This is a genomic window from Hydrogenophaga sp. (assembly GCF_041633695.1).
Taxonomy (GTDB): Bacteria; Pseudomonadota; Gammaproteobacteria; order Burkholderiales; family Burkholderiaceae_C; genus Hydrogenophaga.
Genome location: NZ_JBFJMY010000129.1, coordinates 1 through 10,547 on the forward strand (window position 1 = coordinate 1; position 10,547 = coordinate 10,547).

At 65.7% G+C, this 10,547-nt stretch carries 12 protein-coding genes; 10 read left to right on the plus strand and 2 right to left on the minus strand.

Translation table 11 applies throughout. The features are described 5' to 3' along the window. Positions 1 to 761: enoyl-CoA hydratase/isomerase family protein (locus tag ABYB95_RS10020; RefSeq protein WP_372658341.1), on the plus strand; the 761-nt coding region annotated here is incomplete at its 5' end. On the opposite strand, the gene ABYB95_RS10025 is transcribed toward ABYB95_RS10020, so the two are convergent. Next, positions 751 to 1,512 (minus strand): ABC transporter permease, encoded by a 762-nt coding sequence (locus tag ABYB95_RS10025; RefSeq protein WP_372658342.1) that lies wholly within the window; start codon positions 1,510 to 1,512, stop codon positions 751 to 753. The two genes, ABYB95_RS10020 and ABYB95_RS10025, sit on opposite strands and share 11 nt — an antisense overlap. Beyond that, the gene (locus ABYB95_RS10030) at positions 1,509 to 2,429 is read right to left on the minus strand and encodes an ABC transporter ATP-binding protein (RefSeq protein WP_372658353.1); all 921 of its coding nucleotides are present in this window, start codon (positions 2,427 to 2,429) and stop codon (positions 1,509 to 1,511) included. The genes ABYB95_RS10025 and ABYB95_RS10030 overlap by 4 nt, the downstream gene beginning before the upstream one ends. A 442-nt stretch (positions 2,430 to 2,871) precedes the next feature. Between ABYB95_RS10030 and ABYB95_RS10035 the strand changes: the two genes are divergently transcribed. The 9 genes from ABYB95_RS10035 to ABYB95_RS10075 all read left to right on the plus strand — a co-directional run. Then, complete coding sequence (locus tag ABYB95_RS10035; protein ID WP_372658343.1) at positions 2,872 to 3,645, plus strand: FadR/GntR family transcriptional regulator; 774 nt, start codon at positions 2,872 to 2,874, stop codon at positions 3,643 to 3,645. Then, on the plus strand, positions 3,642 to 4,571 hold the full coding sequence (ltnD, locus tag ABYB95_RS10040) for an L-threonate dehydrogenase (protein ID WP_372658344.1): 930 nt from the start codon (positions 3,642 to 3,644) through the stop codon (positions 4,569 to 4,571). The genes ABYB95_RS10035 and ltnD overlap by 4 nt, the downstream gene beginning before the upstream one ends. Continuing rightward, entirely contained in the window at positions 4,568 to 5,839 is a 1,272-nt protein-coding gene (otnK, locus tag ABYB95_RS10045; protein WP_372658345.1) for a 3-oxo-tetronate kinase, read from the plus strand. Before ltnD ends, otnK begins: the two co-directional genes overlap by 4 nt. Further along, entirely contained in the window at positions 5,836 to 6,510 is a 675-nt protein-coding gene (locus ABYB95_RS10050) for an aldolase (RefSeq protein ID WP_372658346.1), read from the plus strand. Before otnK ends, ABYB95_RS10050 begins: the two co-directional genes overlap by 4 nt. A gap of 25 nt (positions 6,511 to 6,535) precedes the next feature. Then, positions 6,536 to 7,333, plus strand: coding sequence for a 2-oxo-tetronate isomerase (gene otnI / locus ABYB95_RS10055; protein ID WP_372658347.1), 798 nt, complete (start codon positions 6,536 to 6,538; stop codon positions 7,331 to 7,333). After that, positions 7,330 to 8,355, plus strand: coding sequence for a D-erythronate dehydrogenase (denD, locus tag ABYB95_RS10060; protein WP_372658348.1), 1,026 nt, complete (start codon positions 7,330 to 7,332; stop codon positions 8,353 to 8,355). Before otnI ends, denD begins: the two co-directional genes overlap by 4 nt. A gap of 43 nt (positions 8,356 to 8,398) precedes the next feature. After that, complete coding sequence (locus ABYB95_RS10065; protein WP_372658349.1) at positions 8,399 to 9,370, plus strand: TRAP transporter substrate-binding protein; 972 nt, start codon at positions 8,399 to 8,401, stop codon at positions 9,368 to 9,370. Positions 9,371 to 9,532: 162 nt separating this feature from the next. Further along, complete coding sequence (locus tag ABYB95_RS10070) at positions 9,533 to 10,024, plus strand: TRAP transporter small permease (protein WP_372658350.1); 492 nt, start codon at positions 9,533 to 9,535, stop codon at positions 10,022 to 10,024. Between the two features lie 76 nt (positions 10,025 to 10,100). Further along, a partial coding sequence (locus ABYB95_RS10075) for a TRAP transporter large permease subunit (protein WP_372658351.1) occupies positions 10,101 to 10,547 on the plus strand: 447 nt, incomplete at its 3' end.

A 10,547-nucleotide genomic window follows, 5' to 3' on the forward strand; every position in this document is an offset into this window, starting at 1 on the left:
CGGCCCAGCTCAACGCCATGCGCCTGACGGATCTGCGGCTGTTCCACGAAATTCTGGACAGCGTGCTGGGCGATCCATCGGTCCGGGTGATCGTGCTGTGTGGCGCGGGCAAGGGTTTCTGCGCCGGTCTGGATCTCAAGTCGGTGTTGGACGCAGAGGGCCGCCTGGCGATGGACGTGGACGCCGCCTGGGATTTGCAGCGTTGTTTTTCTGGCCTGATCCGGCGCCTGCGCGCGACCGAGGCCACGGTGATCGCAGAGGTGCAGGGGGTGGCCGTGGGTGCGGGCATGGCGCTGGCGCTGGCCGCCGACCTGCGTTTTGCGGCGCCCGGTGCTTCGTTCCATGTGGGCGCGGTGCGCATCGGCCTGACCGCCGGGGAATGTGGCATCAGCTATCACTTGCCGCGCCTGATCGGTGCGGCCCGGGCGTTCGAACTCATGCTGACCGGGCGGCCCATGCCGGCGCAGGAAGCGCTGAGCGCCGGCTTGGTGGTGGACGTGGTCGAGCCCGGGGCTTTGCACGCGCGTGCGCTGGAGAGCGCCGAGCAGATTCTGCGCAACAGCCCCTACGCCACCGCACACACCAAGCCGCTGATGTGGAGCAACCTCGATGCGGGCAGTCTGGACGCGGCGATCGAACTGGAGAACCACACCCAGGTGCTGGGTTTGATGACCCCGGATTTCCGCGAGGCGGCCCTGGCTTTTGTGGAAAAACGGCCACCCGTGTTTTCCCGCCCAGGGCAGCCCAGCCTCAGTGCCTGAGCTTGTAGCCGCTTTTGAACAGCCACCACACCAGCACCAGGCAGATACCGAGAAAGGCCAGGGTCATGCCCGCGCTCACGGCGATGTGCACGTCGGCCACGCCGTAAAAGCTCCAGCGAAAGCCGCTGATCAGGTAGACAACCGGGTTGATCAGGCTGAGCTTTTGCCACAGGGGCGGCAACATGTTGATGGAGTAGAAAGCGCCACCGAGGAAGGTGAGCGGCGTCACGATCATGAGCGGCACGACCTGCAGTTTCTGGAAATCGTCGGCCCACAGGCCGATGATGAAACCGAACAGGCTGAAGCTCACCGAGGTCAACAGCAGAAAACCGAACATCCAGAACGGATGCGCGATTTCGTAGGGCACAAAGAGGCGGGCGGTGGCCAGGATCAGCAGGCCGAGCATCATGGACTTGGTGGCCGCCGCGCCCACGTAACCCACCAGCGCCTCGAACCACGACACCGGGGCCGACAGCAGTTCGTACACCGTGCCGGACCACTTGGGCATGTAGATGCCAAACGAGGCGTTGGAGATGCTTTCGTTGAGCAAGGACAGCATCACCAGGCCGGGGATGATGAAGGCGCCGTAGCTGATGCCGTCGATGTCGCCCATGCGCGAACCGATGGCGCTGCCAAAGACGATGAAATACAGCGAGGTCGAGATCACCGGCGAGGCGATGCTTTGCATGCGGGTTCGAAAGGCGCGGGCCATTTCGAAGCGGTAGATGGCGCGGATGCCGTGGGTGTTCATGCGGGTTTTTCCGTGGGTTGGTGCACCAGACTGACGAAGATCTCTTCCAGCGAGCTTTCGCTGGAGCGCAGGTCTTTGAAGTCGATGCCGTGTTCGGCCAGGGCGCGCAGCAGTTCGGCGATGCCGGTTTCTTCCTGTTGCGTATCGAAGGTGTAGACCAGGGTCAGCCCGTCGGCGGACAGCTCCAGCGGCAGGCTGGACAAGCCCGCCGGTATGCGCTCCAGCGCCTGCTGCAGGCTCATGGTCAGCTGCTTCTTGCCCAGCTTGCGCATCAGCACATGTTTGTCTTCCACCAGGATCAGCTCGCCCTTGTTGATCACGCCAATGCGGTCGGCCATGTCTTCGGCCTCTTCGATGTAGTGCGTGGTCAGGATGATGGTGGTGCCGGCTTCGCGCAGCTTGCGCACCATGCGCCACATGTCGTGCCGCAGTTCCACGTCGACGCCGGCGCTGGGCTCGTCGAGAAACAGGATCTTGGGTTCGTGCGACAGCGCCTTGGCGATCAGCACGCGCCGCTTCATGCCGCCCGAGAGCGTCATGATCTTGGCATGGCGCTTGTCCCACAGCGAGAGATCGCGCAACACTTTTTCCAGGTGGCCGTCGTCGGGCGCTTTGCCAAACAGGCCGCGGCTGAATTTGACCGTGGCCCAGACCGATTCAAACGCGTCGGTGTGCAGTTCTTGCGGCACCAGGCCGATGCAGGCGCGGGCCGCGCGGTAGTCGCGCACGATGTCGTGGCCGTCGGCGGAGACGCTGCCGGCACTGGGGTTCACGAGGCCGCAGACGATACCGATCAGCGTGGTCTTGCCCGCGCCGTTGGGCCCGAGCAGCGCGAAGATTTCGCCGCGCCGGATGTCGAGGTCGATGTGCTTGAGCGCCTGGAAGCCGCTCGCATAGGTTTTGTTCACACCGCGCACACGCACGATGGGGTCGGAAAGGGAGCCGGGCAGGGGCACGGCGGGCGGGGATAAGGACAAGGGGGCTCCGTTCAGCGAGTGGGGTGGCCGGGTGGTGGGGCGGCCACGCAGGCCAAACAGTCTAAATCTTGAACAGGGTTTGTGTGTGAACCACCGGTATACCCCCGCGCCCGGTGGGTCGGGCCAGTGGTGCCCTAGGAGCCGGCGCCTTTTCTGCCGCGCAGGCTTTTAGGCCATGCACACCGCGCAACGCCCGGCCGGGTTGGGTCGCGGGGTCGGTGAGCACAGGTGTGCGCAGGCCACCGCGCCGCAGCAACTGCGGGTTGGGCGGCGAAGGACAGGGAAGGGGCTTTTGGCGCAGGGCGAAGGCCGCCGTCGATTTGGGCCGCCTCCAAGGGTTTCCACCCATCTTTTATCCAGGCTAAATTTGTATGATGACCATATGAATTTGGAATCGAATGAACTGCTGCAGGCGCCCGAACGCCTGACCGACAAGCTCGCCGCCTTGTTGATGCAGCGCATCGAATCGGGCGAACTCGCGCCCGACGAGCGCCTGCCCACCGAGCAGCGCCTGTCCGAGCAGTTCGGAGTTTCGCGCACCGTGATCCGCGAGGCGGTCAGCCGCCTCAAGTCCATCGGCTTGTTGAACTCGCGGCAAGGGGCGGGCGTGTTTGTGGCGGCCCGCCACCAGGCGCGCGCCCTGGCTTTCGACCCCACCGTGCTGACCTCGATGGACAGCGTGTTGCAGGTGGTCGAGGTGCGCCGTGGCATCGAGGCCGACGTGGCGGCTCTGGCCGCCGCGCGCATCACGCCCGAAAAAGCCGTTGCCATTGGCCTGGCGCTGGATGCCTTGGAGGCGTGTCCGCCGCATGGGGCCGAAGGCGTGGAGGCCGACCTGATCTTCCACCGTTGCATTGCCCGCGCCACCGACAACCCGCATTACGAGCGTCTGCTGGGCTTTCTGGAGCAATACCAGCGCGAAGCCATGCGGGTGACCCGCACCAACGAAGCCCTGGACAGCGAGTACATGGTGCAGGTGAAGCAAGAGCACCGCGCCATTGCCGAAACCGTGATGCGCGGCGACGCGGTGGCGGCGCGCCAGGCGGCCATGCGCCACATGGTCAACGCCGCCCAGCGCATCGAACAGGCGGCGCCGCCGATACGCAGAACGCTGGACGCCTTGCTCTCTCCATCTGGCCTTTCTTCCAAAACATGAATACCAAGACATCCAAAACCCTGGGCGTGATTGGCCTGGGCTCCATGGGTATGGGCGCCGCCCTGTCCGCTGTTCGCCAGGGCGTGCCCACTTGGGGCTTTGATCCCCGGGCCGAGGCCTTGCAGAGTTTCGAACAAGCGGGCGGCAAAGCCGCCGCCAGCCTGGCCGAGCTGGCCCCCCATTGCGACGTGGTGCTGGTGCTGGTGGTCAACGCCGCGCAGACAGAGACCGTGTTGTTCGGTGAACAAGGCCTGGTGGCGCATTTGAAGCGCGGCTCGGTGGTCATCACCTCGGCCACGGTAGACCCGGCCTTGCCGCCGGTCTGGGAGCGGCGCTTGGCCGAGCACGGCCTGTGGCTGATCGACGGACCGGTGTCTGGCGGCGCCAAGAAAGCCCAACAAGGGCAGATGACGGTGATGGCCTCGGGCAAGCCCGAAGCCTTTGACGCGGCGGGCGATCTGTTGAACGCCTTTGCCGGCAAGGTCTACCGCCTGGGCGACCAGGCCGGGGTGGGCTCCACCGTCAAGATGGTGAACCAGCACCTGGCGGGTGTGCACATCGCCACCGCTTGCGAAGCCATGGCTCTGGGCATCAAGGCCGGTGCCGACCCGCACCAGCTCTACGAGGTGATCTGCAACGCAGCCGGCAACAGCTGGATGTTCGAAAACCGCGTGCCGCATATTCTGGATGGGGATTACACGCCGCTGTCGGCGGTGAACATCTTCGTGAAAGACCTGGGCATCGTGCTCGACGCCGCGCGCCATTTGAAATTCCCGCTGCCACTGGCCGCCGCCGCCCACCAGGTCTACCTGTCCACCGCCGCCATGGGCCTGGGCGCAGAAGACGACGCGGCCGTGGTGAAGTACTACGCCGCGCTGGCCGGGCTGGAACTGCCCGCCGCAGCCGAGGCCGAGGCCCAGCCATGATCCTGGGCGTGATCGCAGACGACTTCACCGGCGCCACCGATGTGGCCAGCATGCTGGTGCGCGGTGGCATGCAGACGGTGCAGGTGCTGGGTGTGCCGGACACCGGCCTGCCCGAGGCGGACGCGGTGGTGGTCGCGCTCAAGACCCGCACCGTGCCCGCCGCCGATGCGGTGGCGCAATCGCTGCAAGCGCTCAAGGCCTTGCAAGACGCCGGCGCGCGCCAGATCTATTTCAAGTACTGCTCGACTTTCGACTCCACCGCCGAAGGCAATATCGGCCCGGTGACGGACGCGCTGATGCAGGCCCTGGGCACGGATTTCAGCATCGCCTGCCCAGCCTTCCCGGAAAACGGCCGCACCGTGTTCCGGGGCCATTTGTTCGTGGGCGACCAATTGCTCAGCGACTCGGGCATGCGCCAGCACCCGCTCACCCCCATGACCGACGCCAACCTGGTGCGCGTGCTGCAGTCGCAATCCGCGCAGCAAGTGGGCTTGCTCCGGTACGACGCGCTGCGGGCCGACGCCACAGGGCGGATCGCGCAACTGCGGACCGAGGGCGTGCGCATCGCCGTGGCCGACGCCATCGACAACGCGGATTTGCTGACCCTGGCCGAGGCCTGTGCCGACTTGCCACTGCTCACCGCCGGTTCCGGCGTGGCGCTGGGACTGGCGCCGGCCTACCGGCGGCGCGGCTGGCTGCAAGCCGGCGACAGTGCCGCACAGTTGGCGACGGTGCAGGGTCCGGCGGCGGTTTTGTCGGGATCGTGTTCAGAGGCCACCAACGCCCAGGTGGCGCGCTGGGTGGCCGATGGCCGCCGTGCCTTCGCGCTCGATCCCCTGGCCCTGCACCGGGGCGAACAAAGCGCCGAGCACTGGCTGGCGCAAGCCGTTCCGGCACTGGCCAGCGGCCCGGTCTTGTTGTACGCGACGGCGGCGCCCGAACGGGTGCAGGCGGTGCAGGCCGAACTCGGCGTGGAGGCAGCGGGCAAGGTGGTTGAAGACACGCTGGCCGCCGTGGCACGCGGCCTGGTGCAGGCGGGCGTGCGCCGCCTGGTGGTGGCCGGCGGCGAAACCTCGGGCGCCGTGGTGCAGGCGTTGGCGGTGCGGCAATTGCGCATCGGTGCGCCCATCTGTCCTGGCGTGCCGTGGACCCAGGCCGATCTGCCCGATGGTGGGCAAGCCCTGTTGCTGGCGCTCAAGTCCGGCAACTTTGGCGGCGTCGACTTCTTCGCCCAGGCCTTGCGCGAAGCCGGAGTGGCCCTGGCATGAACAACTGGCCCAGGGAACAACGGTTCTTGCGCGACGAGATCGTGCGTGTCGGCGCCTCGCTGTTCCAGCGCGGCCACGCGCACTCCACGGCGGGCAACATCAGTGCGCGCCTGAGCGCCGAGCAGGGCGGCGGCTTTCTCATCACACCCACCGACGCCTGTCTGGGTTTTCTCGATCCGGAGCACATCGCCTGGGTGGATGCCGATGGCCAGCCGCGCAGCGGCCCGCGCGCCAGCAAGACCTTGGTTTTGCACCGCCGTATCTACGCCTCCGCGCCCAGCGCGCACTGCGTGCTGCACACCCATTCCACCCACTTGGTGGCCCTCAGTCTGTTGGGGGTCTGGCGGACCGACGACATACTGCCGCCGCTCACGCCCTACCAACTGATGAAAGTCGGCCATGTGCCGCTGATTCCCTACCACCGCCCCGGCGATCCTGCCGTGGCCGATGCGGTGGCCGCCCACATCCAGGCCCGTTCCACGCCGTTGCGCGCGGTGCTGCTGGAGCGCCTGGGCCCCACCGTCTGGCACGACAGCCCGGCCAGCGCCATGGCGCTGCTGGAAGAACTGGAAGAAACCGCACGCCTGTGGCTGCTGGGTGCGCGCGCCCTCACACCCCTGAGCGAAGCCCAGATCGAGGCCTTGCGCACGCAGTTTGGCGTGCCCTGGTAAATCCCTTTATTCCGCCACCCATACCATGCCCCGTTTCGCCGCCAACCTGACCATGATGTACACCGAGGTGCCGTTCCTCGACCGCTTCGCTGCCGCCGCGCAAGATGGCTTTACCGCCGTGGAATACCTGTTCCCCTACGACCATCCACCAGCCGACATCTCGGCACGCCTGAGGGGCAATGGGCTGACCCAGGCGCTGTTCAACCTGCCGCCGGGCAACTGGGACGCGGGTGAGCGTGGCATGGCCTGCCACCCGGGCCGAGAAGCCGAGTTCGCCGACAGCGTGGACCGTGCCCTGGCCTATGCGGTGGCCACCGGTTGCAAGCGGCTGCACGCCATGGCCGGGCTGGAGCCAACCGACGCCAGCGCTGCGGCCATGCACGCCACCTACGTGGACAATTTGCGCGAAGCGGCGCGGCGGCTGCAGCCGTTGGGCATCACGTTGCTGATCGAACCGATCAACGCCCGTGACATGCCCGGCTACTTTTTGAGCCGGCAGCAGCAGGCGCACGATGTGCTGGCCGAGGTGGCTGCGCCCAACCTGCAGGTGCAAATGGATTTTTACCATTGCCAGATCACGGAGGGCGATCTGAGCAAGCGCCTGCAGCAGCACTTCAGCGGCGTGGGCCATATCCAGATCGCCGGTGTGCCCGACCGCAACGAACCCGACGGGGGTGAAGTGAACTACCCGCACCTGCTCGATTTGCTCGACCAGCTCGGTTACGACGGTTTCGTCGGCTGCGAATACCGCCCCCGGGCCGGCACCAGCGAAGGCCTGGGCTGGCTGCACCGCTACCACGCATCGAAGAAAGTCAGCGCATGAACATCCTCATCACCGGCGGCGCCGGATTCCTGGGCCGTGGCCTGGCCACCGCCTTGCTGGCACGCGGCCAGCTCGGCGGGCGCAGCATCACCCGGTTGATGCTGGCCGACCTGGTCGGACCGCGCGACCCCACGCTCACGCAGGACGCCCGGGTGCACAGCCATGTCGGCGATCTGCTGGCCAGCGTGCCCGCTCTCATGGCACAGCCGTGGGACGCGGTGTTCCACCTCGCATCGGCGGTTTCCGGCGAATGCGAGAGCAACTTCGACCTGGGCCTGCACGCCAACCTCGACAGCACCCGCGCCCTGCTCGACGCCTGCCGCGCACAAACCGCAGCCGGCCATGCGCCGCCGCTGTTTTTCTTCTCCAGCTCGGTGGCCGTGTTCGGCAGCGACCCAGCGCTTCCGCTGCCCGCCGTGGTGCAGGATCACACGCTGCCCACGCCGCAATCGAGCTACGGCATCCACAAGTTCGTGTGCGAACAACTGGTGGCCGACTACACGCGCAAGGGTTTCATCGATGGGCGAGCAGCGCGCTTGATGACGGTTTCTGTGCGCCCGGGCCAGCCCAATGGCGCGGCGTCCGGCTTCCTGTCGGGCCTGTTTCGCGAACCACTGGCTGGACAGCCCAGCAACTGCCCGGTGGGCCTGGACACCGAGGTCGCCCTCTCGTCACCGGCCAATACCGTCGCCGGCATTCTGGCGGTGGCCGAGGCCAGCCGCGAGGCCTTTGGTGGCCGCACCGCGATCAACCTGCCCGCGCTCACGGTGAGCGTGCGCGACATGCTGCAAGCGCTGGAAAACTTGGCTGGCCCTGAGCCGCTGTCGCTCATTGGCTATACACCGGACGCGGCGATAGCGAAGATCGTGGCGGCTTGGCCCTCGCGTTTTGAAAGCCGCCGCACCGCCGCCCTGGGTCTGCAAGCCGACCCCGATTTCACCAGCGTGCTGCACCAGTATGTGCAAGACCACGCCGAGGCCGTGACCCACCCCGGTGCGCTTGAGCGCCTGGGTCTGGTTTGATTTTTTTCCGTTCCCGTTCCATTCCAACCACAGGAGACTTTCCATGACATCTCTGCTCAAACCCCTTGCACTGGCCGCGATCCTCGCCACCGCCTCCGGCGTACAGGCCCAGACCATTTTGAAGATCGGATACGCCACGTCGGCCACCTCGCACTACGGCGTGGGTTCCACCGTGTTTTGCGATGAAATGGAAAAAGGCACACAAGGCCGCTACAAGTGCCAGCAGTTCCCGTCGTCGGCCCTGGGCGGTGAGCGCGAGCAGATCGAAGCCGTGCAACTGGGCACGCAAGATCTGGTGAACACCTCCACCGGTCCGCTGGGCAATTTCGTGCCCGAAGTGAAGATCGTGGACATCCCCTTCCTGTTCCGCGACTACGACCATGCCCGCAAGGTGATGGACGGCCCCATTGGCCAGGACCTGCAGAAGAAAATGGCCGCCAAGGGCCTGATCAACCTGGCCTGGACGGAGAACGGTTTTCGCCACATGACCAACAGCAAGCACGCGATCCACAGCGCCAGCGACGCCGCCGGCCTGAAGATGCGCACCATGGAAAACAAGGTGCACATGGATGGTTACAAAACCTTTGGCATCCTGCCCACGCCCATGGCCTTCCCCGAGCTGTTCACCGCGTTGCAGCAAGGCACGGTTGATGGCCAGGAAAACCCGATCCCGGTGATCCTCGCCTCCAAGTTCTCGCAAGTGCAGAAGTACCTGTCGCTGACCGGCCACGTGTATTCGCCCGCCGCGCTGATCCTGTCGCCTGCGGTCTGGAACAAGTTGTCCGACGCGGACAAAAAGGTCTTCACCGAAGCGGCCAAAAAGGGTGCGGCCGCCCAGCGCAAGAAGGTGAACGACGACGAAGACACCGGCATTGCCCTGCTGGAAAAAGACGGCATGGTGGTGGACAAGAAGGTGGATGGCGCGAGCTTCCGCAAAGCCGTCGCCCCGGCCTACGCCGAGTTCGCCAAAGAGTTTGGTGCCGACAAGATCGCCGCCATCCAGGCGGTGAAGTAAGTCTGCCGCGCCGCGTTTGCGGCGCGTCATTCCCCCTGGGGTTCATACCCGCGGGCCGGTGGATCCGGTCTGCGGGTATGCCCGGTTTGAAGACACGCCGTCCTTGCCTGCTGCTATTGCCTTGTTGTTGATGCGTCCGAGACGCCTACACCGATCGCTGCCATGAAATCCCTCATCCTCGCCTTGGACCTTCGGGTCACCAGCCTGTGCCACACACTGGCCTGTTTGCTGCTGGCCATCATTTCCTGCCTGGGTATGTGGCAAGTGGTCACCCGCTTCGTCTTCTCCCAGCCTTCGGTGTGGACCGAAGAAATCATGCGCCGCCTGCTGATCTGGATGGTCATGTTTGGCGTGGTCGTGGCGGTGCGCAAGGGCGCGCTGGTCTCGGTCGATCTGATGTTGCGCCTGTCGCGTGGCACCTGGCGGCGCGTGGTGCGCAGCATCATCACCGGCGTGCACCTGGCCTTTTTTGGCGTGCTGATCTGGTTCGGCGCCGATCTGGTCTGGCGCGTGCGTTTCCAGACGTTTGCCAGCATGGAGCTGTCCATGGCCTGGGCCTACGCCGCTGTGCCCATGGGCGCCTTGCTCGCGGTGGTGGCCACGCTGGCGCACCACCTCGACCCCCAAAACGAAGAGCTGGCCAACGCGCAATGAAGCCGTTCGCCGCACCCGTGCTCTCCTTCTCGCCCGCTCAGCACCCTGCCATCGGCATTCCTAAAAGAACACAACCATGCCATTGACCCTACTTGTCACCATGCTGGTGTGCTTTGCATTCAGCATCTCGATCGCGGTGTCCATCGGCGGCTCCGCCGTGCTGGGCATCGCGCTCTTCGACAGCCGCCAACTCATCCTGGTGCCCAAGGAGATGTTCTCGGCCATCGACAAGTTTCCGCTGGCCGCCATCCCCTTCTTCATCCTGGCCGGCCACTTGATGGAAACCGGCGGCATCTCGCGCCGCCTGGTCAACTTTGCCAAGTCGCTGGTCGGCGGCGTGCAGGGCGGCCTGCCCATGACTTGCGTGCTGACCTGTATGATTTTTGCAGCGGTCTCGGGCTCTTCGGTGGCGACCACGTTTGCCATCGGTGCGATCCTGATTCCCGCCCTGGTCAAACACGGTTACCCGGTGGGCTACGCGGCGTCGTTGCAGGCCACGTCGGCCGAGCTGGGCGTGGTGATC

Excerpts from the sequence above, each read along its gene's own strand:
- ABYB95_RS10025 (WP_372658342.1), bottom strand. The coding sequence starts at position 1,512 with ATGAACACCCACGGCATCCGCGCCATCTACCGCTTCGAAATGGCCCGC.
- ABYB95_RS10035 (WP_372658343.1), top strand. The coding sequence starts at position 2,872 with ATGAATTTGGAATCGAATGAACTGCTGCAGGCGCCCGAACGCCTGACC.
- ltnD (WP_372658344.1), top strand. The coding sequence starts at position 3,642 with ATGAATACCAAGACATCCAAAACCCTGGGCGTGATTGGCCTGGGCTCC.
- otnK (WP_372658345.1), top strand. The coding sequence starts at position 4,568 with ATGATCCTGGGCGTGATCGCAGACGACTTCACCGGCGCCACCGATGTG.
- ABYB95_RS10050 (WP_372658346.1), top strand. The coding sequence starts at position 5,836 with ATGAACAACTGGCCCAGGGAACAACGGTTCTTGCGCGACGAGATCGTG.
- otnI (WP_372658347.1), top strand. The coding sequence starts at position 6,536 with ATGCCCCGTTTCGCCGCCAACCTGACCATGATGTACACCGAGGTGCCG.
- denD (WP_372658348.1), top strand. The coding sequence starts at position 7,330 with ATGAACATCCTCATCACCGGCGGCGCCGGATTCCTGGGCCGTGGCCTG.
- ABYB95_RS10065 (WP_372658349.1), top strand. The coding sequence starts at position 8,399 with ATGACATCTCTGCTCAAACCCCTTGCACTGGCCGCGATCCTCGCCACC.
- ABYB95_RS10070 (WP_372658350.1), top strand. The coding sequence starts at position 9,533 with ATGAAATCCCTCATCCTCGCCTTGGACCTTCGGGTCACCAGCCTGTGC.